Annotated in this window: 20 protein-coding genes; 11 read left to right on the forward strand and 9 right to left on the reverse strand. The window is 44.5% G+C overall.

Annotation, left to right across the window (positions count from 1 at the left end; all coding sequences use genetic code 11):
• Positions 1 to 194 precede the first annotated feature (194 nt).
• From F461_RS0101200 to F461_RS19290, 4 genes are all read right to left on the reverse strand, one after another.
• Positions 195 to 926 (reverse strand): amino acid ABC transporter ATP-binding protein, encoded by a 732-nt coding sequence (locus F461_RS0101200; RefSeq protein WP_019999337.1) that lies wholly within the window; start codon positions 924 to 926, stop codon positions 195 to 197.
• Positions 923 to 1933 carry an amino acid ABC transporter permease gene (locus tag F461_RS0101205; RefSeq protein WP_019999338.1) on the reverse strand — a complete coding sequence of 337 codons (1011 nt, stop codon included), beginning with the start codon at positions 1931 to 1933 and terminating at the stop codon, positions 923 to 925. The genes F461_RS0101200 and F461_RS0101205 overlap by 4 nt, the downstream gene beginning before the upstream one ends.
• Positions 1934 to 2147: 214 nt before the next feature.
• Positions 2148 to 2969: a transporter substrate-binding domain-containing protein gene (locus F461_RS0101210; RefSeq protein ID WP_019999339.1), complete on the reverse strand. Its 822-nt coding sequence runs from the start codon at positions 2967 to 2969 to the stop codon at positions 2148 to 2150.
• Between the two features lie 42 nt (positions 2970 to 3011).
• A complete protein-coding gene (locus F461_RS19290) occupies positions 3012 to 3179 on the reverse strand; it encodes a hypothetical protein (RefSeq protein ID WP_019999340.1) in 168 nt (55 codons plus the stop codon).
• 511 nt (positions 3180 to 3690) lie between these two features.
• On the opposite strand from F461_RS19290, the gene F461_RS0101220 reads away from it, so the two are divergent.
• A complete protein-coding gene (locus F461_RS0101220; protein WP_019999341.1) occupies positions 3691 to 5061 on the forward strand; it encodes an amidohydrolase in 1371 nt (456 codons plus the stop codon).
• Positions 5062 to 5094: 33 nt separating this feature from the next.
• On the opposite strand, the gene F461_RS0101225 is transcribed toward F461_RS0101220, so the two are convergent.
• Positions 5095 to 5964 carry an HAD family hydrolase gene (locus F461_RS0101225; protein ID WP_019999342.1) on the reverse strand — a complete coding sequence of 290 codons (870 nt, stop codon included), beginning with the start codon at positions 5962 to 5964 and terminating at the stop codon, positions 5095 to 5097.
• Between the two features lie 95 nt (positions 5965 to 6059).
• Positions 6060 to 8561: an ATP-binding protein gene (locus tag F461_RS0101230; RefSeq protein ID WP_071410325.1), complete on the reverse strand. Its 2502-nt coding sequence runs from the start codon at positions 8559 to 8561 to the stop codon at positions 6060 to 6062.
• Positions 8562 to 8845: 284 nt separating this feature from the next.
• Here F461_RS0101230 and F461_RS0101235 point away from each other — a divergent pair, with 284 nt between their 5' ends.
• From F461_RS0101235 to F461_RS0101260, 5 genes are all read left to right on the forward strand, one after another.
• Positions 8846 to 10291: a sigma-54-dependent transcriptional regulator gene (locus F461_RS0101235; protein ID WP_248642538.1), complete on the forward strand. Its 1446-nt coding sequence runs from the start codon at positions 8846 to 8848 to the stop codon at positions 10289 to 10291.
• Between the two features lie 551 nt (positions 10292 to 10842).
• Positions 10843 to 11874, forward strand: a complete 1032-nt coding sequence (gene dctP / locus F461_RS0101245) for a TRAP transporter substrate-binding protein DctP (RefSeq protein WP_019999346.1) — start codon at positions 10843 to 10845, stop codon at positions 11872 to 11874.
• 87 nt (positions 11875 to 11961) lie between these two features.
• On the forward strand, positions 11962 to 12495 hold the full coding sequence (locus F461_RS0101250) for a TRAP transporter small permease (RefSeq protein WP_019999347.1): 534 nt from the start codon (positions 11962 to 11964) through the stop codon (positions 12493 to 12495).
• Positions 12496 to 13797 (forward strand): TRAP transporter large permease, encoded by a 1302-nt coding sequence (locus tag F461_RS0101255; protein WP_019999348.1) that lies wholly within the window; start codon positions 12496 to 12498, stop codon positions 13795 to 13797.
• A gap of 12 nt (positions 13798 to 13809) precedes the next feature.
• Positions 13810 to 15042 (forward strand): L-serine ammonia-lyase, encoded by a 1233-nt coding sequence (locus tag F461_RS0101260; RefSeq protein WP_019999349.1) that lies wholly within the window; start codon positions 13810 to 13812, stop codon positions 15040 to 15042.
• A gap of 784 nt (positions 15043 to 15826) precedes the next feature.
• Here the strand turns inward: F461_RS0101260 and F461_RS16740 are convergent.
• A complete protein-coding gene (locus tag F461_RS16740) occupies positions 15827 to 16510 on the reverse strand; it encodes a carbonic anhydrase (protein ID WP_162139278.1) in 684 nt (227 codons plus the stop codon).
• A 292-nt stretch (positions 16511 to 16802) separates the two neighbouring features.
• A complete protein-coding gene (locus F461_RS16745; RefSeq protein WP_019999351.1) occupies positions 16803 to 19142 on the reverse strand; it encodes an LPS-assembly protein LptD in 2340 nt (779 codons plus the stop codon).
• Between the two features lie 401 nt (positions 19143 to 19543).
• On the opposite strand from F461_RS16745, the gene rpsF reads away from it, so the two are divergent.
• The 5 genes from rpsF (at position 19544) to F461_RS18390 (ending at position 23544) form a co-directional block, all read left to right on the forward strand.
• Complete coding sequence (gene rpsF / locus F461_RS0101275; protein ID WP_019999352.1) at positions 19544 to 19837, forward strand: 30S ribosomal protein S6; 294 nt, start codon at positions 19544 to 19546, stop codon at positions 19835 to 19837.
• A gap of 1 nt (position 19838) precedes the next feature.
• The gene (rpsR, locus tag F461_RS0101280) at positions 19839 to 20102 is read left to right on the forward strand and encodes a 30S ribosomal protein S18 (RefSeq protein WP_019999353.1); all 264 of its coding nucleotides are present in this window, start codon (positions 19839 to 19841) and stop codon (positions 20100 to 20102) included.
• A gap of 10 nt (positions 20103 to 20112) precedes the next feature.
• Positions 20113 to 20649, forward strand: a complete 537-nt coding sequence (gene rplI, locus F461_RS0101285; RefSeq protein ID WP_019999354.1) for a 50S ribosomal protein L9 — start codon at positions 20113 to 20115, stop codon at positions 20647 to 20649.
• Positions 20603 to 22087: a replicative DNA helicase gene (gene dnaB / locus F461_RS0101290; RefSeq protein WP_019999355.1), complete on the forward strand. Its 1485-nt coding sequence runs from the start codon at positions 20603 to 20605 to the stop codon at positions 22085 to 22087. Before rplI ends, dnaB begins: the two co-directional genes overlap by 47 nt.
• Before the next feature lie 293 nt (positions 22088 to 22380).
• Positions 22381 to 23544, forward strand: a complete 1164-nt coding sequence (locus F461_RS18390; protein WP_019999356.1) for a GGDEF domain-containing protein — start codon at positions 22381 to 22383, stop codon at positions 23542 to 23544.
• A 75-nt stretch (positions 23545 to 23619) separates the two neighbouring features.
• Here the strand turns inward: F461_RS18390 and F461_RS0101300 are convergent, their stop codons facing one another.
• Positions 23620 to 23925 (reverse strand): YciI family protein, encoded by a 306-nt coding sequence (locus F461_RS0101300; protein WP_019999357.1) that lies wholly within the window; start codon positions 23923 to 23925, stop codon positions 23620 to 23622.
• Between the last annotated feature and the right edge of the window lie 144 nt (positions 23926 to 24069).

Genomic DNA, 24069 nt, shown 5'->3' on the forward strand with positions numbered 1-24069 from the left:
GCAGCCTAATAATTTTAACAAAAACTAGACATCCATATTGTCTTCACTCGCCCAACTGTGCGCACAACCAATAAAAATCAAGTAAAGGCTAGACACTGTACGTTACAGCCGAAGTACATATAAATGACAAAAAAAGAACGGACTAAACTGAGTCCGTTCTTTTTTTTATAAAACCACCTGCAATCTAGAAAGAACTACAAAATCTGACTCAGGAATAATTTTGTACGGTCATGCTCAGGACTGGTGAAGAAGTGTTCCGGTGTCCCCTGCTCTACGAGCTGACCACCATCCATAAATACGACACGATCTGCAACTTCACGGGCAAACCCCATTTCGTGGGTTACAACAACCATTGTCATACCTTCTTTTGCCAGATTCTTCATAACATCAAGAACCTCGCCAACCATCTCCGGATCAAGTGCAGAGGTAGGTTCATCAAACAACAGCACCTTAGGATCCATTGCTAAAGCACGTGCAATAGCAATACGCTGCTGCTGCCCACCGGAAAGCTGATCCGGATACACATTATATTTATGTGCAAGACCAACTTTTTCAAGCAGTTCCATGCCTTTTTTCTCTGCATCCTTCTTAGAGCGCTTGCGCACAGTCATCTGCGCCATAGTAATATTATCGAGCACGCTCATATGGGGAAAAAGGTTGAAGGACTGAAATACCATACCAACTTCTGCACGAACTTCGTTGATATCGCAGTTAGGATCAAGCACCTCGGTGCCTTCAATGGTAATAGAACCGCTATTGGCAAATTCCAGACGGTTCAAACAGCGCAGAAAGGTTGACTTACCGGAACCGGAAGGCCCGATAATAACCAGTACTTCACCTGCAGCCACTTCCAATGAAACATCTTTAAGGGCATGCAGTTCTTCTGGAATATAAAAATATTTATTAACATTCTTCGCGCAAATCATCGCACCGCTCTCCTTTCAAGGTACTGAACCGCCACAGAAAGGGCAAAGGTAAGTACAAGGTACATAATGGTACAGGCAATCCACAGTTCATATGACATAAGGGACGAACTGATAACCTCACGGGTAGCTTTAGTGAGTTCGCGCACAGCAATTACGCCAAGCAGTGAGGAATCTTTAATAAGACTGATAAACTGCCCCGCAAGCGGAGGAAGAATACGACGGAATGCCTGAGGAAGAATTACTTTGCGCATTGCCTGTGAACCGCTTAAGCCCAAGGCTCGCGCGGCTTCACTCTGCCCTCTATGTACAGACTGTACACCTGCACGAACAATCTCTGCAACGTATGCACCGGTAAAAATAGCCAGCGCAAACACACCATACCATAAAGCAGGAATTGCACTCAGGCCGATCTTACTAAGCAGGGCGTTAATAAGAGACCCGGCAACAAAGTACCAAAGAAAAATCTGAACAAGCAGTGGAGAGCCACGAATAAGTTCAACGTACGTGATGGAAAGCCAACGCAGACAAGGATTTTCCGAAATTCGCATCAGGCCGCTAAGAATACCTACGACAATGCCGAGGACAATCGCAAGCAAGGAGACTTTCAGTGTTACATATGTTGCTTCGAGTAAAATACCCGGCTTACTTACACGATACTCTGCAAGAGTATCGCCCATGTAGACATAGTCCCCTTCGACCATAAAAATATTAGCATCTGAAGGCAGCTTAACCATTTCTTCATAACTACCATCTTGAATAACAAGAGTGTACCCTGTGGCAGTCTTTTCAATTTTGGTTAAATCACCTTCAACTTCAGAGCGAACATCAAGAGATTTATCAAGCCAGAAATACTGAGGCACCTGTTCCCAGCGCCAGTTGTAGTCTACAAAATCTGCAGCAGCGTAAATAAAGCCGATACCAAACAGGCAAATTGCCACAAACATGGCTTTCCAAAACAGGAAATACCCCGGCTTCTTAGGACGGTCGAGTCCCGTGTAATTCATCATCTGCGTATCCTTATCTCAACACGTTACAAACAAGTTCTAAAAAACAGTAAACCTTCCGGCTCCATATTACATTATGCATACCACAACGTAATATGAAACCAGAAGGAAGCTTTGTATGCCTTAGATTATCGACGCTGCCCCTGAAAGACAGGTGAGCGTGACAGCGGAATAAACAGGGTCGGCATGAAGCCGACCCCTTAGTAGACAAAAAAAACTATTTCTTCAACTGAGCTTTCCAAGCGTCAGAACGGAACCATTTGTCGTAAAGACGCTGGTAACGACCGTCGTTTTTGAACTGGAAGATAAAGTTGTTGAGGAAGTTAGCAAAATCAGGATCGCCCTGTTTGTAACCGATTGCCATAGGCTCGAAGGTGAAAGGATCGTTAAGTACGAAAACTTTGCCTTTACCCTGAACAGAAGCAATGTTCTCAAGTGCAGGAATATCAAAAACAAAAGCATCAGCACGGCCGGAAATAACTTCCATACCGCAGTCTACTTCTTTTTCGAAAGACTTGTAGGTTGCTTTTGGCAAGTACTTTTTAACAGCTTCTTCACCGGTGGTACCAAGACGGGAAACAATAACGTACTTAGGATCGTTCAGCTCTTTGTAACGAGCAATTTTACCCTGAAGTTTGTTAGAAACCATAACGCCCTGTCCCATAAGGAAGTATGCATCGGAGAAACCGATCTGCAGGTTACGCTGCTGAGTAAGAGTCATACCGGAGATGATAACATCAAATTTATCAGAAAGCAGAGAAGGAATGATGCCGTCAAAGTCGGTGTTAACCGGCACAAATTTCACGCCCATAGCTTTTGCGAGTTCTTTAGCGAGGTCAATATCAAAACCGATGTAGCGACCGTTTTTATCAGTGATCTCAAAAGGAGCGTAACTTGCGTCAAAACCAACACGGAGTTCGCCGCTTTTAAGAATTTTATTGATGGTAGACTGCTTAGCAATATCAATATCAGCCGCATAAGCAGGTGCTGCAAGCATAAAAGTCAATGCCAGCACCATAAGTACTTTTACAAATTTCATCCCTATTCTCCCATAATAGATAAAAAAATAAACCACAAAGAGTTAGTATTTCCCTTCGGTCAAAACTTCCTTAATGACCATTTCCCGTTTACACCTCTCGCATTTAGGCATTGGTTCTTCGGGCAAAGCAATAATCTGAGTTTTACGGCATATAGGACATATAACCTCAACAAACTCGCGCTTGTAACGATCTTTAAGAACGCGTTCCATACCTTACTAACTCCTTACAAAGAAAATGACACTGGAACATTACGCCAAAGGCATTCCCTTCAACATGCTTAACATATATGTAAAACCCGAACAAAATCAAGTGTTACAAAACAGTCTTCTGTCTCAAGTCATTATTCAATGGCTAACCAATAAAACACGCCGGGTTCCCTCCTAGCATATCGCAACCATACACCTTATGTAAGGACAATATGCAAGGCCCGGCATCATCGGTAACAGCTGTTTCCCGCAGCTTAGTTACCAATTGGCATTTGTAGTATATTCACTCAATAACGTCTACTCTAAACCTCGCCACACCGCATCATTCTTGTATATAATAAAGAGCATGGATCCTTTTTTGTACATCAAATTGTCTCGCTTGTTGTCTCAGCACATGCAGAATTGACAGTAAGCACTCTCGAGCATATTCCCCCTGCTGAATTTCCAGTACAGTTGTCTGTTGAGACCTGTTCCATCCAGTACACTTTATGAACGATTTCTTTGCGGAGGACACATGTCGCAAGTACTCTTGAGCAATGCGCTCATTCTTTCAATGAACGAAAATCGAGAAATGTTCGTCAACGGCGACATTCTTATTACTGACGACCGAATTACTGCTATCGGGGCAGTGGCTCCGCACGACCTTACACCGGACGTAGAAATGGTTGACTGCACGGATTCAATCATCATTCCCGGCCTGATCAATACGCACGTGCACCTATGCCAGCAACTGGGCCGAGGACTTGGCGATGACGTAAATCTGCTTACATGGCTGCACGAACGCACCTGGCCGTATGAGTTAGCGATGACAGAGGAGGATGTGGAGATTTCCGCACTTGCCTGCTGCGCAGAGCTTATCCGCTCCGGCGTTACCTGCTTCGCTGAACCGGGCGGTCAACACGTTGATGCTATGGGACGGGCCGTTACAAAGGCTGGTATTCGTGGCATCCTTGCCCGCTCCACTATGGATTGCGGAGAAGGAATCCCTGAAGACAGACAAGAAACTACAGATCAAGCCCTTGATATCCAGCTTGACCTTATCAAACGCTGGAACGGTGCCGAAAATGACCGTATCAGATGCTGGTTCGGACTGCGCACAATATTCAATAACTCAGATGAACTGATAGTACGTACCAAAGCACTCGCCGACAAACTCCATGTCGGCATTCACATGCATGTAGCAGAAATTAAGGAAGAAGTAGAATTTGTCCGCGAAACTCGTGGAGCCACAACGGTTGAGCATCTCGCAAAACTAGGGGCTCTCGGCCCTAACCTGCTGGCAGTACACACAGTATGGTTGACTGAACATGAAATCTCGCTTTTTGCTGAATACGATGTAAAAGTATCCCACAACCCGGGAGCAGCAATGCGTGTGTTAGGTTTTGCACCAGTGCCGGAGATGCTCAAGCAAGATATCTGCGTCACCATCGCAACGGACGGCGCCCCTTGCAACAACCGCATGGATATGCTGGACGAACTGTATTTGACCGCGCTTATACATAAAGGACGAACTCTCGATCCAACCACGGTTCCCGCAGAAACCATTCTTGAAATGGCAACGGTCAATGGAGCAAGAGCACTGCTATGGGATGATCAGATAGGCTCATTAAGCGTGGGGAAAAAAGCTGACCTAGCCATTATCAAGCCGTCGCTCATGCCCGGTTCTGTCCCCGTACACGACCCAGTATCCAGCCTTGTCTATTCAATGCATTCAACAAACGTGACCCACACCATGTGTGACGGCCAATGGTTAATGAAAGACAAAAAAATCATGACGTTTGACGAAAACTCACTCCTGAAAGAAGCGCAACAGCACGCAGACGCAATCCGAGAACGAGCTGGAATTAAGCTAACACCTCGTTTTCCTGTAATTCACGTCCGGTAACAAAAAAAGCCCATGTATATTCACATGGCTTTTTCATTTCAGAGCAATAACATTCTGGAACAATAAGGCGTCATACAACTCTATGAGATTCGCGACGGTTATAGTGGGTTGAATTCCCCAGGGATCATACACACTGGAAGCCGAACGGCGAACCCACACAGCATGCAGGCCGGCTACCTTTGCACCGATTACATCGAAGGGATTTGAAGAAATAAGCCAGACTCGATTCAAATCCGGAGAAGAAACAGAAAAAGCATCAAACGGCTGCTGCCGCTCAGCCTCATCCAGCCCTGCCTCAATATAATGAAGACACCGGTGGCCAGCCATTTTCAGAGTAGTACCCTGAGGTGAACCGCTTTGCTGTTTACGTTCCAGCCCCCCAGCCGTGCCCGCTTCCACGCCATCTCCGCTATGCTGGGCGAGACGTTCCAGTAAATACATGTAGGCAATGCGCGAAGGCTTATACATTTTTATTGTATCTACGCTCACAACCTCCTGTAAATACTCGCGCAAGTTTGCATAGACAAGAACAGTCTCCACATCCTCCGCAGTACCGTTGCTGAAGGCAAAGCATTCTGCATCAGTCTGTGCAAATTTAGGCATAGCCTTTTCTGCATCGGAAAACGCTGGGAGTGATAGATTACGAAGAAAAAGGGCTTCTTTTTCTTCAGATGAAAAAGATACATGAAACTCTTCACATGTGTGCTCAAAAGCGTATCTCATGCACTGCGAAAAGGGCTGATACCAACGCATTAATCCCATTCGGAAAGAATATTCCAGCTGCTTACTTCGCCATTGCTTGGCAAAACAGCCAGCTCGCTCGCCCAATCTCCCTTCAAGCAATGTAACCACGCCTGCGGTATCAACCAGCGTCCCATACACATCAAAAACAAGGGTATGCATCTCTACTCCTGTCGAATCAAACTTTTCAGTTCATTCTACTTAATACCACAAGAGATTGCCGTCAGCGACGTTTTTTTAAGTCACTCTTACATTGGCTACCGCCGTAACAACACCTGAACAGCCCGGGCCAGATCTCTAAGCTCAAAGGGTTTAAGCAAGACCTTGCGAACGCCGCTCTCTCCTTCTGTTATTGCGTCGATTGCGTCCGAGTAACCGGAACACAGCACAATAGGAACATCCGGCCGCAATGTATGGATTTGTGCCGCCAGTTTGTCACCAGTTAATTTAGGCATGGTTTGATCTGTAATAACCAGATCGAACGCTTCCGGCTCTTTCTCAAACGCTTTAAGAGCTTCAACAGGATTATTGAATGCCCGAACATCATACCCAAGATCTTCCAACGCATCTGCATAAACATGCACAAGATCAAGTTCATCATCCACAAGCATAATACTGCCGTCACCATCAGTAACAGGGACAATTGTTTTCATTTCCCCCATATGCTCACCCTTACTATACGGAAGATGGATTACAAAACGGGTTCCCTTTCCCTCACGGCTTTCGACAGCGATATGACCACGCAAACTGGTAATAATTCCATGAACCATTGAAAGCCCCATGCCAGTTCCTTCGCCTTTAGGCTTCGTGGTAAAAAACGGATCAAAAATACGCCCAAGATACTGTGCAGGAATCCCCTCTCCTGAATCTTCTACAGTAAGAGAAACATAACGTCCGACAGGCACTCCCATCAGGCGGGCTTTTTTGACAGACAATTGAACCTCGGCGGTTATAATGCTCAAGGTGCCACCGTTGGTCCGCATAGCATAGCCGGCATTTGTCCCAAGGTTCATAACAACCTGATGTAGCTGACTTGCATCCGCCATAACAGTACAGCCATCGGCAAATTTTGTGTTTATTTCAATGGTGGAAGGCAATGATGAACGGAGAAGTTGTGCCACCTCTTCTGCCATTAATGAAACATTCACAAGCACCTGCTCCGGTTTTCTTCTACGGGAAAAAACAAGAATTTGATGCACCATTGCACGTGCCCGCTCTGCCACCTGCTGAATACGTTTTAGGTTTGTATGCGCACGGCTCCCCTCCTCTGTTGAAGGTAGCGCAAGCTCTGCATAGCCGGAAATTGCAGCAATAATATTGTTAAAGTCATGGGCAATCCCTCCGGCAAGGGTGCCTAACTCTTCAAGCTTCTGGCTTTGCTTGAGCTGCTCTTCCATCTTCCTTTTTTCTGTTACATCACGAATAAGCTCAATAACATTTATGAGCTTTCCTGATTCATCAAATACTGGAGTTGCCGTAACCTCTGTAGCAACCTCTTCACCATTTTTCTTTAAATATACCGTTTCACCACGCCACACCCCGCCGCTACGCAACACTATCCACAAATCTTCAAAAAATTCCCGAGGGTGATTTTTACCACGCAATATTGATATATGCTGCCCCAGCATCTCCTCTTCCGTATATTGGGTAAGGTGCAACAAGGACGCATTTACATACTCCAGAATACCGTCTGTATCCAAAATAAAAATACCATCCTCAGCCTGATTCAGCGCCGCCAAAAAACGTGTTCTATCCTGCAATTCCCGTTTTAATTCTTTCGTTCGTTCATTTACACGCAAGCGAAGTGTTCTATTCCAGAAAATGATCCCTGCAAAGGCAAGGAGAATAGATGACACAATACTTACAACAATATACCAGACAAAACGGCTGGAAAGAATTTCAGACAACAAATCCTGCTGCAAATGAACCCAACGTTTTAAAATACGCTCACGTTGAACCGGTGTAATGCTATCCAGTGCTTTTTGTAGAATATCTGCAAGAATTGGATTATCGGAACGCACCCCCATCCGGTAATACAAGCGATACTCTGTATACCCTGCCACACGCAGGTTCGTTATACCTTTATCTTCGATAAAATAGCTGGCCTGAGGCAGCGAGATGATTGTTGCATCAATTTCGTTAAACGACACATGCAGCAGTGCAGAAAGATAATTATATGTAGTCTGAATATTAATATTAGGATAAAATTTTTCCACATAGGAAAGTACATCGTATCCTTTAGGGAGCGCCAGCGTCATCCTCTTTTCACTTATGTCAGAAAGCGTAAGAGGCCCCTTCTCACTTCTATTCGCAAGAATGGCTGTTGAAAGCTCAAGATATGGATTGGTAAACAGCATAAAATCCGTGTTTGCAGGATTTCCAGCAAAAGCGGCAATGACATCAACTTTACGTTCTTTAGCCAACTGCAACACTTCTTGCATATTGGCAGCTTCAACCACTTCAAACTCTATATTTAGCTCATCAGAGATCCGATGCATATAATCTGCGACCATCCCCTGATATTCGCCCTGAGCATTCACGAACTCCAACGGGCGTGTATCAGGTGTAACCGCCAGCACAATGGGGCGATCCAGCTTTGCAAGCCAAGTCCGTTCTGCATCAGACAACGGATCCGTAAGTTGTGTATTCTCATAAAAGAACAAATACACGGGAAGAGTTGCGCACAAGGTCAACAGTAAAAACAAGACCAGATACACTGGGTTAGACTTCCGTAAAGAAGAAAAACGTTCACTAAGCATAACAATATATTTTAGATAAAACTTGCTGACATTGCATACTGAAATTCCTATTCATCTATAACAACAAGTGTTACAATTTAATTTTTAATTTTTAATTTTTGTACATTTACATTACATAGCGTATTATATTTGAATACCATTGATTAACACGCCACTCTTGTTTACTAAAGTCTTCCTGTTACAATTGTATATCCCATCTAAAAGCCTACATAGGGTAAGTTTACGTAGATATGCTGTTACACATCTTGCGTGCACTACACAGAGTCTGAAAAAAAGCTGGAGCTATGATGTTTCGTATTTTGATCATTGATGATGACCCCAACATTTCTAACATCATATCACAACTTGCTGATGATAGTGGGTATGAACACCACACCGCCAGTAATTTAACAGACGGCCTTGTTCTGCTGCAAACTCACGCATTTGACCTTGTCTTTCTTGATGTTCGTCTCCCTGACGGCAGCGGACTGAACGCCTTGCCGCGTATCCGTGCATCTAAAGAACAACCAGATGTTATTATCATAACAGGCGCAGGCGATCCTGACGGTGCAGAGTTGGCTATCCAGAATGGTGCGTGGGACTACATTGAAAAAGGTAGCAGCCTAAAACAAATAACCTTTTCTATGGAACGCGCACTAAAATTCAGAGAGCGTAACAAAGAATGGTCACAACGCGTCATCAAACGGGATGCTCTCATTGGTGACAGCCCTGCTATGCACCCAGTTCTGGAAAACCTTTCAGTTGCAGCCACCGGCGATGCCAGCGTTCTCATTACGGGTGAAACCGGCACAGGCAAGGAAGTAGTTGCCCGTACTGTTCATGAAAACAGCAACCGCGCCAACGGGCCTTTTGTGGTACTAGATTGCGCCTCTATCCCTGAAAACCTCGTGGAAGGAGAACTGTTCGGACACATCAAGGGGTCTTTCACAGGTGCAACAACATCCCAAAAGGGCGTTATCGAACAAGCTGATGGCGGCACTCTCTTCTTAGATGAAGTGGGGGAACTCCCCCTCCCTACACAATCCGCATTCCTGCGAGTTCTGCAAGAAAAACGATACCGCCCGATTGGTTCAACTTCTGAAAAGACAAGTAATTTCCGTCTGGTTGCAGCAACCAACCGTAATCTTGAAAAGATGTGTGAGGAAGGAACATTCCGAACAGACTTGTATTATCGTCTCAAATCCTGCTCCATGGAACTTCCGCCGCTTCATAATCGACTGGAAGATGTTCCCGCGCTCGCTGAATTTCACACAGAACGACTTTGTTCAAAGTATAGCACTCCTGCCAAAAAGCTCTCGGATGAACTCGTCACAATGCTTATGCATTACGAATGGCCGGGTAATGTTCGTGAATTAGTACAAACCCTTGAACGTACCATTATGCGTGCAAAAGGCGAACCAATACTCTATCCGGAACATCTACCTGTAGACATCCGCGCACGCGCCGCAGGTAAAATGCTACGCCCGCAAGAAGAGGAACTTCTACTGACAAATCAGGACGACTCAAACATCCTGAAGCCTGTGCCTGCAGATGTCATCTCCTCGCTTTTCAGCGGCGAATTCCCTTCATTCAAGACTTTCAGAACAACCTGCGTTGCGCAGATTGAAAAAGTATATCTGGAAAATCTTATCCGTCAGGCCAACGGTTCTATTAAGGAAGCATGTAAATTATCCGGCCTGTCCCGAACCCGCCTCTATGTTCTTATGAAGGAACATAATATTTCTAAGTAATCCTTTTATCGACAACATCCTACAAATTAGTGAGCAGAATCCATCAAGAAATGTTCACTTTTACGAAACATTTTGATTGTTTAAGCAAACAATCTTTTTTTCAGACGACTTCCTTCGCTTCTTCCTTCAATAGGTACTACCCTCACTGCCTTTTCTCCCCGTGGGCATCCTACCCCACCTGCCTTTACTGGAATGCAGTTCCAACCTCTTATGAACAAGCGACCATGTATAACAAGAGCAATCTCACGTCCCGCCACAGCACTCTCCTCAAATAAAAAGCTAACTATAGCATGATATTGCATTATACAATTTGTATAAAAGTACAAACTGTCCCGTTTTTGTGAACATCATATCCCCCCCGTCCCAAATTTATGAACATATTATTCTGCTTTTATGATCATTTTTTCGATACAAAACACAGACTTCTTTCAACAACCACATAAAAACATGCACTTTTCTTTATGTGGCACGCTCTGAGCATTATAGCACCCGTGAGAAGGAGCTCTGAACATTCCTCAGAGTCAAATCAATTTTTTTTAGGAGTTACTGTAATGAAACGTATTGCTGCTCTAATGCTTTGCTTTGCAGCTGCTTTTGGTCTTACCGCATGTACCGGCGGAAACGACCAGCCAGCACCTAAAGCTAAGAAAGATGAAAAGATGGTTCTCAAGCTTGCTACCCAGCATCCAACCGAACATATGGCTCAAAAATCAGCTGAGCGTATTAAAGCCCGCATTGAAAAAGAAACTAATGGCCGTATCGAAATTAAAATCTACCCGGCTAACCAGCTTGGCGACGCAAGCCAGCTTTACGAAGAAGTTATCCGTGGTTCTATTGATTTCGCACACATCACCGTACCTGATCAATTTGACGCTCGTCTCGGTGTAGGCTTCCTTCCTTATATTGCGCGAGACTACGAACAGGCTCGCAAGGTTTATGACAAAAACGCATTTCTGCCAAAAGAAATGGCAAAAATGCATGACGCTCTTGGCGTTAAATTCCTTGGATACTACGGTGAAGGTTTCATCGGCGTAGGTACTGTTAAGCCGCTTGAAAATGCCAACAAACCTGGCGTTGAAAAAGGCTTTATGATCCGTGTACCGGGTCTTGACGTATTTAAATTCGGCGCAGAAGAACTTGGCTTCCGTACAACCTCCCTCCCATACACTGACGTTTACTCTGCACTGCAGACCGGCGTTGTTGACGGTTGGCTTGGCGGACCTCCAAACCTTAACTACCTCGGCTTCCGCGATGTAATTAAGCATTACTACCAGTACAACGTAAACTTCGAGTCTACCCAGTACGTAATGAATAAAAAACTCTTCGAAAGCCTGACCCCGGAAGATCAGAAAATTATCGAATCTGCATTTGGTGACGAATCCCAGAATTCATTCCTCATGGCTGAAAGCGAAGACGAAATGTACCGCAAAAAGCTTGCTGAATCAGGTATTGAAGTAATTATGTTCACAACTCAGGAGCTTGAGCAAATGGCAGACTATGTTCGTGCTAAGGCATGGCCACGTCTTGAAAAGAACCTCACTCCTGAACTCCTCAACGGAATTAAAGAGTCTTACACCAAGTAAGGCGACATTAACTAAGTTCTAACCTTACACGGCGGTGCGGCATGCCGCACCGCCGACTTTTTCTGAGTAGTTCAAGGAACAATCAAGATGAATAAATCTCTCCAACATGCTCTAAGCATTCCATGGAAAGGACTCGACCTTTTCCAAAAATTCGTAATGGCGAGCACCAGCATAATTATTGTCGGCATGATCTGTTACACCATTACAATCCGTTACATTTTTGGCTCTGACTTTTATGGTTCAGAAGAACTTATCTCTATGCTGGCTTTTTGGCTCTATTTTATGGGTGCCGCACAAGGAAGCCGCGAAAAAAGCCAAATTTCTGCAGACCTGCTCTCCTGCTACATCCAAAACCCAACGATTAGAGGCTCAGTTCTTCTTCTTAAAGATGCTATCACCTGTGCCATTTGTCTTCTCTTCACCTTCTGGGCGCTGCAATTTGTGTCCTGGGCGTTGGTAATGCATCCAAAATCCCCTGTATTCCGCCTGCCTATGCTCATTCCACAAGCAGCTGTCGGTCTGGGATTTGTTCTCATGTCTCTGTATCATGTCACATATTTCGTACAAGATCTTATCTCCTTTATTAAAGGTGAAAGATTCGGCTGTTCGGGGGATTTTTAAATGTCTATCACAATTGCAATTGCAATCGCTATCTTGGTATTCACACTATTCATAGGTGTACCAATTCCGTTTGCATTCTTCAGTTCTGCTGCCTACTTAATTTTTCAGGGCAATTATGACCCTAGCTTCCTGCTGCCATACGGCTTCGCAAAAATGAACTCTGTTGTTCTGCTTACCATTCCGCTCTTTATTATGGCGGGTGGTGTTATGGACAAGGGGGGCATCGGCGACAAGCTTATTGATGTTGTCGATATTATCGCTGGCCGTATTCGCGGCGGACTTGGCGTAGTATGCGTTATCACTTGTGCTATCTTTGGTGCAGTATCCGGTTCTTCTTCCGCAACCGTATCCTGTATCGGCTCTATCATGATGCCTAAGCTCAAACGTGCAGGCTACCCTACCGGACATGCTGCGGCGCTCCTCGCAAGCTCCGGCGTACTTGGTATCCTTATCCCACCTTCCATGCTTATGATTTTGTACGCATGGATGGGTAACCAGTCCGTACTTGCTTGCTTCCTCGCAGCATTTGTTCCGGGTGTTATCCTTACGACACTGCTCAGCCTTGTTAACCTGTACATGCTGCGCAACAACAAAAACATTCAAATTACAGAACACGGTGACTTTGCCACCACCAGCAAACTCTTCTTTAAAAAAAGTGCGAAGGCATCTCCGGCTCTTATGATGCCTGTCATCATTCTCGGCGGCATCTACGGCGGGATCATGACTCCTACAGAAGCCGCTGCAGCTGCTGTACTGTATGCTATCCCTGTTGCACTGTTCGTCTACCGCGGCCTTAAGGCCCGAGATCTTATGAAGACTCTTATTGAGTCTGCAACAACTACCGGCGTTATTATGGCTATGACCTTTGCGGTTATGATCCTTTCACGCCTGTATATTATGGAAGATCTGCCATCTCAGGTAATGTCCGTTCTTACTTCCGTATCTGAAAACAAATACGTCATCCTTATGATGATCAACGTGTTCATGCTCATTATGGGTATGCTCATGGACGACGTTTCCGGTGTTCTTCTCGGCACGCCGCTGCTGCTGCCGCTTGTAACACAACTTGGTGTTGACCCGATCCACTTTGCAGCCATCATGGGTGTAAACCTCGGCATGGGTAACGTTACCCCGCCAACAGCGCCATTGCTTTACCTTTCCGGTCGAATCTCCGGTGCACGAGTAAACACCATGCTAAAACCAACGATGATCCTTATTCTATTTGCATGGCTTCCGACACTTCTTATCACCACCTACATCCCTGAAGTTTCACTCTGGCTTGTTAAACTTGCCATGGGTTAAGGAGCAATCCTCATGCAGAGCATCAAAGAATTATATCGTATCGGTATCGGGCCTTCCTCATCCCATACAATGGGCCCGAAGTTTGCTGCAGAGCGTTTTTTAGCCGCTCACCCGCAGGCTGCAAGCTACAGAGTCCACTTGTTTGAAAGCATGGGAGCCACCGGTAAAGGACACCTTACAGACTGGGCTATCCTTCAAGTTCTTGGCGAAGACCGCACTGGAATTGTATGGCGTCCAGACGACAAGCTTCCTGACCATCCGAACGGAATGATTTTTGAGGCTCTGGATGCTGAAGGTAACATAACAGCTGACTACACCGTTTACTCTGTAGGTGGCGGCGCGCTGCGCGAGCCGGGGGCTAAAAGCGAAACAACCACAGCAGTATACGATCTTACGACCATAGCTTCCATCATGGAACACTGCTCTGATGCTGGACTTACCTACTGGGAATACGTTGAAAACTGCGAAGGAAAGGAAATTTGGGATTTCCTCAAAGAGGTCTGGGAAGTTATGTCCGCTTCGATTGAGCATGGGCTCTCCAATCAGGGAGTACTTCCAGGCTCAATCGGACTTCGCCGTCAAGCATGGAACTATCTCAAAAAAAGTAAACTTTCCGGAAAAGAATTGCAGCAGACAGGTCTAGTCACTGCATACGCGTTAGCTGTTTCTGAAGAAAACGCCGGAGGGGGAACTATTGTTACAGCACCAACATGCGGTTCCTGCGGAATAGTACCTGCAGTGCTGCGTTATCTTAGTGAAAAACATGAGACCACAGAAAAAGACATCTTGCGCGCCCTTGCCACTGCCGCTCTCTTCGGTAATGTCATCAAGCACAACGGTTCTATTTCAGGTGCAGAAGTTGGCTGTCAGGGTGAAGTAGGTTCAGCCTGTTCCATGGCCGCTGCGGCTGCTACCCAGCTTTTAGGCGGTTCCATCAAGCAAATTGAATATGCCGCAGAAATGGGACTGGAACACCACTTAGGACTCACCTGCGACCCTGTTGACGGGCTGGTACAAATTCCATGCATTGAACGCAATGCATGTGCTGCAACCCGTGCACTTTCCCTTGCGGAAATGTCTCTCTTCTCAGATGGTACGCATCGAATACCATTTGACGAAGTTGTAGCTGTTATGACCAAAACCGGTCACGACCTCCCAAGTCTCTACCGTGAGACTTCTACCGGAGGCCTTGCTGTCGCCTATGCTGACAGAAAGTCATGCAAAGGCTGCAAGGGCTGCGACTAAAAAAAGATATACTCTTAGACAACCTAAGACATATAGAGCACCGCAAAGGCGCCATCGGGATCATCCACCCGATGGCGCCTTTGCACATATTTTGAACAGTAGTTACTAGGTGCCCTTTTCTAGCCAGCAATGTTGTAGATCACCGGTTGGACATACACAGATACACGCCAGAACTACAATGCTCCAAAAAAACGAATGAGACCGGTGAATCATCACCGGTCTCCCCCATTGGCTCACTCTACGTTGCGAGAAGAGTTCGCTTTCAGCCCCTTGCATGGGCATGATTTATATCAATACAAGTTCATATCAACTTATATTAAAAGACATTCGTATGTTTTTACTGGTCAGTATTAGTTACCATTCGCTACTGCTGAAAGTTGGAATCAGCCTCGACACATTCTGATCACACAACGTACCCAAGACAAACTAACACAGGAGCATACATTTTTGTTAAAAGCCAGAACACCCTTGAAATAGCGCACAACGTTTATTCAAAAATGTCATTTCTGCTTTGAGTTATGTTTAGTCCTATCTTTTCTAAATAGTCAACACATATTGAAAGGTACAACTCCGAAAAATAACAACATATTCATCATACAAAACAATGACACAACATAACCACTTGATTATTAAATCATTATAAAAAACAAAAAACTTATTATCTTTTGACTTTTTTGTTACTTTTTCTATCATAAATAAGAAAAGCCCGCTACACAGCGAGCTTTTCTTTCATTTTGGCAACCGCCCAACTCTGTCTACTTGAAATAGTAAGTAATAAAGCGAGCTAATTTACCTTATTTTCCAATTTAAGCTGCACATCGGCAAAAGTAACTGCAACGTTTTTTTCATTAAGCCAGCGAACCTCACCAGTATGCAAATCATATACGCCACCAGCAATTTTCACATCGCCATTAACGTACTTGTCACGAACGAGCTTGCTCTGCATAAACAAGTCATGCAGTCCCTGCCATACATTCTGCTCCACAGAGGCATCAAGAACGCTCTGCCCATTCAACCCATCTTCTCTATTAAGAACACTAAGAACGGCAGGTTTAATCTTTGCAATAATTGCATTGATACTCGGAGTCAGATCATCTTTACTACCATACAGCTTATCAATAGTAGCTTGTACAGCACCACAATTTGTATGCCCGAGAATAACAAGTAAAGGAGTATCTACAACCCCGACACCATATTCTACAGAACCTGTTTGATCGACTCCAATGACATTACCGGCAGCACGGACAACAAAGGCATCCATTATTCCGATATCAAAGATTCGTTCAACAGGCATACGTGAGTCAGAACAAGCGACAACAGTCGCCACCGCGTGGAAGTTCTGATCGATTCCCTTTGCCATAATTGTTTGCTCATAGCTCGAGCGTGGGTGTTCCGACTCGTTTACAACGAATCGTTTATTCCCCTCTTGCAAGGCCTTGAGCGCGCTTTCTGGAGTTCTATCGCGCATATTCGCCCTCGCTTCATTTATTGTGAAACACACTAAACAACAAACCAAAATAAAGCACAGTACGTTTCGCATACTCTTTCCTTAAAATGTCACAGTAGAATGAAAAGTCCCCCTACCCTCATTGGGTGACTCCCGCCTACGTTACACAATTCTTAGTATGCAAAAAAACGTTGTTACACTCTTATGATTAACAACAGGTTACTTCCAAGTACTCATATGGCTAACGTATTGTAAGCCTTAGAACACAAAAAAAGCGTCCTTCAAGAGAAGGACGCTTTATTAAGTTCTATACTTAAAAAGTGAGTCCCGGTAATTCAAGGTACACATTATAGCTATCGTCAAACGGTGTAAACTTTGCTTTGAAGATCAACCTAAAACATTGATGATCATAAATCAAAGAATAACTTTGTTCATAAGCTTCTTTTTTCTCAAAATCGTATTCGTAGTATGCTTCAAGCCTGAGCGGCCTAAACATATCTACAGAAAGTCTATTTTTCCAGACATTAAGATTTCTTAATCCAGTTCCGGCATAGTCCAGATTCTTATCAAGGTTATACCTGAAATCAACACCTGTTGAAAACTTACCATATTCTGGGGCAGCCAAAGTTAACGTGTGATCGTGACGATTTATCTGATTGTCATAGTATGAATAGAATGTTCGGGAGGAAAACCACACATGACTCCAAGGATAAAAGCGTAGCTCGCCTTCAAGATCACTCCAAGGTCGACGCTCATATGATTCATCCTCAATTAGAGTACCTTCATCACGTTTAGCTTCTTCAAAATCATAGGACTGCAGTAAACGGAACCAAAGTAGCTCACTATATAATGTTTGAAGAGAAGGCTCTATCCCTTTTTCCTCATCACCTGAAAGAACCATGGCACGTTTCCTTGTAAGAATATTTACAAGAGAAACAGTTAATTCATCTTCATTACCCAAATGGTCTACGTAGTCATAGTTAGGGGTATCACTTTCGTTGCTGCCGGACACATGACGGTATTCAAAACGTGGTTGAATTGCATGCTTAAGACCAAGAAGCTCAGTTTCACCTGCATTATCCTGCGTTGCTACCAACGTCGGCTCGTAACTATACACTCGCGCAAGCTCTGTATAGCCGGAAACACCAAATTTGAAGAGAGTACGGTTGTCCCTGCTGTCATCTCCATTTTCCGTCGTGAGCGGATCACGATCCGTCGTATTATACCAGACCTGTTGCATCCCGACTTCAGGAGTAATTGTGCCGTATGAAGTTACAATTGGAAGACCAAGCATCGGCATCACATCAATGCGATTGCCATCAGTGCCTTCCTCACGAGCAAATTGCACAGACTGAAAATCCGCAGTCAGTGTGAAAGGAATCTGTTCTAACCCGGGAATTCTGTTTCTAAAAAGATAAGCATCAAACTCAGGTAAACGCTGCAAGGTCGTATCTGTTGAGTGCTTTTTATTTCCATGACCCAACGCAGAATTCTGATTATACTCACCAAGCAACGCGGCACCAAATCGATCCCAATCACGTGTAAGAAGCAAACGAGATGTACGAATTGGATCACTTATATCATTCAAAGAACGCCCGAAACGATTCTCTACTTCGTCTTGCGAGTCATCAAAACCAGCAGTAGTAGAGTTAAATTCTCTCAACATATCCTGATCTGAGACAAAATCTATGTCTGCTTTAAACTTCCAACGCGGATCTGGAAATTCACCATCATACATACCACGAACCCAGTAACGGTTCGCGTTCGTTCGTAAAAGATCATCATACCCAAAGTCACTGGCATCAGCAGTATCGTCTACAGTTTTTGCATCGTTAAGCCAGTCTGCACGTACCCATAACTGATTTTCACTTGAAGTTCGGGAACGATATTCAACTCCCGGCATAAAGCCGCGTTTACTCATATACTGTGCATAGAACGTCATATCACGATCTTGATCAATGGCCCAAAAATATGGTTGGGTAACCCAGAAACCTAAACGGTCTGTGCTACCAAAATCAGGACGAAGCAGTCCAGACTCTCGACGTGTTTTTACAGGCAAGACAAAGTAAGGGAGAGGAAGAACAGGATAATCACGGATCTCTACATCCGCGCCGTTAATAATCGCATACCCTTCCAATTCAAGGGTCGCTTTATCTGTATTCAATGACCATGCAGGCTTATCACCATCGCACACGGTAATTTTCGCATTATTAAAAGTGTACGAGTCCCCCCAGTTCTTCTGAATTCGCTTACCGGAAAAATACATATGCGGGCCGGCCATAAAGACCTTGCCATTCTTCATCCAGCCAATCTTTTTGCCCAGATCAAACTCAGCAGTTTCCGCACTCAGGTTATCATTATTCATGAACACCTCAACATTACCGGATAAATATACCCAGTTGGTAGCGGCATAGTATCGGGCGAAATCAGCTTTTAGATAATCATTACCCTGCTTAAGAACGACATCCCCTTCAGCTTCAATGACGTCCGCGTCGTTAAGTGTCGATACTTTCTCTGCGGCGAGCTGCCACTCAACAGCTTCCTGATCTTCATTTGTCGCTGTAAGCGTTGCACTCTCCCCGGCTGTAACAGCCAACATGGTGAAGGCACAAACAAAAAAGACCACAACTGCTTTGCGAAGCGATACTAACATACATTTTTCCCAACGATTTCAGGTAGAAAAGTAGAATTTTCCATAACTAGTTATGAGACCACGTACAACAGCGTTTAAGCTATACCACAGCTTAACATGCAGGGAAAGCATATAAAATAAGCGATATACCCATATCTCACCCGCGCAAAAAAGCTTTCCGCTCCCCCCGAATGAGGAATAAGGCGACTTAGTGCGAGTTGATAAGGAGATAGTTAAAAAAAACTGATAATTTCTTTAAGACACTTTTCACTTCCTTAAGGTGACAAAGATCTTGTCATCTGCTATCTTCTCCTTCACAGAATTAGGTTGACAGAAGTTCACACCTGCCTTATTAACCCTCGTTCTGCCTTGCTCACCCACTTATGTAGATGGGCGGGCCAACAGTCCATAAGGAGATTGGAATGAGAAAATTCGAAACACTTTTGCTTCTCTCCCCAGAGTTAGCAAGTGATGCTCGCGAAGAACTGCTGAGCACTCTTACTGGTGTTATCGAGCGCGTTGAAGGCAACGTACTCGAAGCTGACCACTGGGGCATGCGTGACCTCGCATACCCGGTACAGAAATTTATGCGCGGCTACTACGTTCGTCTTGAGTTTGAAGCTCCTGGCACCGCTGTTGCCGAACTTGAACGTATCATCCGTATTACTGACGGTATCTTCAAGTACGTAACTGTTAAGCTTGAGGAGGCAAAATAAGATGGCTTTTAAAAGACGTTTTACTCCACGCCGTAAATTCTGCCGCTTCTGTGCAGACAAAGATCTTCCGTTGAACTACAAGCGCCCGGACATCCTCCGTGACTTTATCACCGAACGTGGTAAAATTATCGCTCGTCGTATCACCGGCACTTGTGCTTTCCACCAGCGCGCTCTCACTCGTGAGATTAAACGCTCCCGTCAGATGGCACTTCTTGTATTCACTTCCACTCACGCAAGTGAAGTGAAAAAGAAAAGCACCTTATAGGAGATTTGTCATGAAACTTATTCTCCGCGCTGACGTTGAGAACCTTGGCGTTCTTGGCGATATTGTAGAAGTTAAAGCTGGCTATGGCCGTAACTACCTTGTACCACAGGGTCTTGCTATGGTTGCTACTGCATCTAACATGAAAGTTTTTGAGCTTGACCGTAAAAAGCTCACTGACAAAATGGAAGCAGTACGCGGCGCAGCTCAGTCTCTGGCAGAAAAGCTGGAAGCTGCTGACGTTGTCATCGAAGTTCGTGTTGGTGAAAACGACAAACTTTACGGTTCCGTTACTGCAAGCAACATCGCAGATGCACTTGCAGCACTCGACCTCGAAGTAGATCGTCGCCGTATCCTTCTTGACAGCCCAATCCGCACCCTTGGCGAATACACAATCCGTGTACGTCTCCACGCTGGTGTTATTGCTGAAGTTAAGCTCACAGTTAAAGCTGAAGGCCGCTTCATCGAAGAAGAAGCTCCAGTAGAAGCTCCTGTAGAAGAAAATGACGCAGAATCCACCGTGGAATCCGCAGACGAATCCGCAGAATAGCTTTCATACCGACACCTTCGCCCATCAGGGCGAAGGTTCGGTTTCCGACGCGTTTGAAAACGTGTCGGACGAATTGCTGCGCAATGTCCCTCCCCACAGCATTGAAGCTGAACAGGCTGTGCTCGGGGGTATTTTTTTGCGTGCGGATGCCCTTAATACACTTGTAGACATCGTCACCGAAGATGATTTCTACGCCCCTGCCCATAAAATACTCTTCGGCGCCATGATGGAGCTGCACAGACAGAGTATCGCTGTTGACCCTGTTACAATAGGTCAATACCTGCGCGACAAAAGCCTGCTCGAACAAGTCGGCGGCGCGGTATATATAGGCGAACTTGTCAACTCCATCATCAGTGCAGCAAACGCTGAACACTACGCCAAAATTGTTCGTGACAAATCGTTACAACGCAGCCTTATCGCATCTTGCTCAGATATTATAGGCAAGTGCTACGATCAAGGCACTGAAGTAGACAAACTTCTGGATGAGTCCGAACAGTCTATTTTCGCAATTTCCGAGCGAACCTCCGGTCAAACATTTATTGATTCAAAGACACTCATCAACCGAGTGTTCGACCAGCTTTCTATCCGTATCGATAGTAAAGATCTCGTAACCGGTGTTACGACTGGCTTTTACAACCTCGACAAAATGACCGCAGGCTTGCAGCCTACAGATCTTATCATTATTGCAGCGCGTCCTTCTATGGGTAAGACTGCGTTTACGCTTAACCTCGCTGTAAACGCTGCTCTGGAAGGAAATACCCCAGTTGTATTCTATTCTCTGGAAATGGGAATGGAACAGCTCATGGTTCGTATGCTGGCAACAGTTGCCGGTGTAGACATGAATAAACTGAGAACAGGCCGTGGTATTGATAATGATGACTGGGGACGTTTGCATTATGCAGCAGACGTTCTTGGCAAGGCGCCAATTTACATTGATGATACACCGTCTCTTTCTACTCTTGATCTTCGTGCACGTACCCGTCGTTTAAAAGCAGAAAAAAATGTCGGCCTGGTTGTTGTGGACTATTTGCAGCTTATGCGATCGAGTCGCAAAACTGACTCCCGAGAACTGGAGATTTCCGATATTTCCCGTAACCTGAAGGCACTCGCTAAAGAATTAAACATTCCCGTTGTTGCTCTTTCTCAGCTGAACCGTAAGGTTGAAGAACGAGCAGACAAACGTCCGATGCTTTCTGACCTTCGAGAATCCGGCGCGATCGAACAGGATGCCGACGTTATTATGTTTATCTACCGTGATGCTGTGTACAACAAAAAAGAAGACCGTGCTGAAATCCACTCTGCTGAAATCATTATAGGCAAGCAACGTAACGGTTCAGTTGGTGCCGCCCAGTTGCAATACAACGGTAAATTTACACGATTTGAAAACCCTACAGACCTCTATCCATCTGAAGAAATTCCAGAAGATACAGGAATGTAATAATTTAGACACGCATTTCATAATTAATTCTACAATATCCATGTACACAAAGTCAGCACCACAATCGTGTTGGCTTTTTCTTTTTCCTACAATCGCTCATAATATACAGTAAGAAACCGATAAAGCATTATGGTGCTGCACAATGCTTAAAAAATTTTGTTAAACTTATCCCCTTGTACAAATACAAAAAAATTGTCTTATGATAATTTTTTATTAGACATAATTAATGATTATATAGCTCCTTAATCCAGTTGCTCTAATCAATATGCTCTACCAAAAAGTTAGGACAACACATGCTTGAAATACGCGAACTATATGCATCGCTTACTGCTTCAGCTGCGATTTCAACAGTCGCTTTTTTCTGGCTCTACTTTAGCCGGTTCTCCAGACGCGGCGTACTTTGGTGGGCTATGGCGATGACATGCTACCTACTATGTCTCATTTTAACGACGTATAGAGGCTTTATTCCACCTTTTTTCTCTGTACTTGTTGCGAATGTTTCCGCAACAGCCGGGTACGTATTTTTCTGGTTCGGAATCCGTGTATTCTTCAGCCGCTCCTTAACCCGAAAAGTGTGGTGGTGTGGAATCACACTAATAACGTTAGTTATAATTGCTTCAGAAATAACACTCTTCGACCCGAGACTTGTAACAAGCAAAGTGCTCATAACAAGCTTAAACTATGCAACAATAAATATTTTAATAGCCTATGAATTAATACGAAACGCCCGTCAATCAAACACCGCCAAGGGGATGGGGGGAATTAATCTTTTAAACGCTATTATCATTATCTACCGTGGCATTCATATCGTCCGAACTGAAAGTTTTAATCTCTACTTTATAACAGGTTGGACAACATCTGCCTACATTCTATGGACAAACGCGTCTCTACTCTTAACCACTGTAGGACTTATCTTGCTTATCCTTGAAGAACTAAATGCAAAACTTACACGCCAGGCAATCGAAGATCCGCTAACAGGTCTTTTAAACCGCAGAGCCTTATATTCAATTACTCCTGAAGATTTTTTGGACTTGCAAAATACGCACACATCACTAGGCCTGCTCATGCTGGACATTGACCACTTCAAGTTAGTAAACGATACCTATGGTCACATCATAGGAGACACATTACTCAAGCATTTCGCGGAGGAAGTGTCCTGTTGCTTACGATCTACAGACATACTTTATCGCATAGGAGGCGAAGAGTTCCTGATCATTGCCCATGGAGTATCACCTTTAAATACCTGTGCTCTCGGCGAACGTATAAGAAAACATATCGAACAAACACCATTAGTAACCTCACATGGTACAATCCATCACACAGTCAGTATTGGCTATACAATGACCACTCCTGATGACACCTATCTAAAACCTGTTCTTGAACGAGCAGATTCGGCTCTATATTATGCAAAAAACCATGGAAGAAATAGAGTCGAAATGTCTTTAGAAGCAGCGTAATACAATATCCTTATTTTCAAAAAAAAACGCCCCGAGTTTAATCGGAGCGTCTTGTACCATCTGGATGAGCAATACTTATTGGGTCGGGGTATCTTCATCAAGAAGTAATGCCAGCGGAACGAATGGCCCAAGCGGGATCAGGTCAAAATCGATTAACCCAGCCTGTACCATAGGCATTTTATCGATAAGGCTTCGTGCATCTTCCATAGAAGGCGCCTCCAGCATTAAAATGGTACCGGAACGATCCTGACGAAAATACATTTCACGAACCACATCAGCAAGATACATCTTAACAGTGTGGTTAACTTCTTTCATAAACGTTTCTTTAACTTTATCCGGTGTTGCTTCTGGCAGCACTTTATCAATTGCAAGAATCTTCATTATCTTCTCCTTTCTGACACGCTGTACAGCAATCCGCTAAAAAGATTACACTCTGAAGAAACATTCTGCCAAAGAGGTTCCAACATCATGCAACGGAACAGCTCACTACAAAGCCTGACAAGATACACTATCTGTCAACAATTG

The organism is Halodesulfovibrio aestuarii DSM 17919 = ATCC 29578, from assembly GCF_000384815.1.
GTDB lineage: Bacteria > Desulfobacterota > Desulfovibrionia > Desulfovibrionales > Desulfovibrionaceae > Halodesulfovibrio > Halodesulfovibrio aestuarii.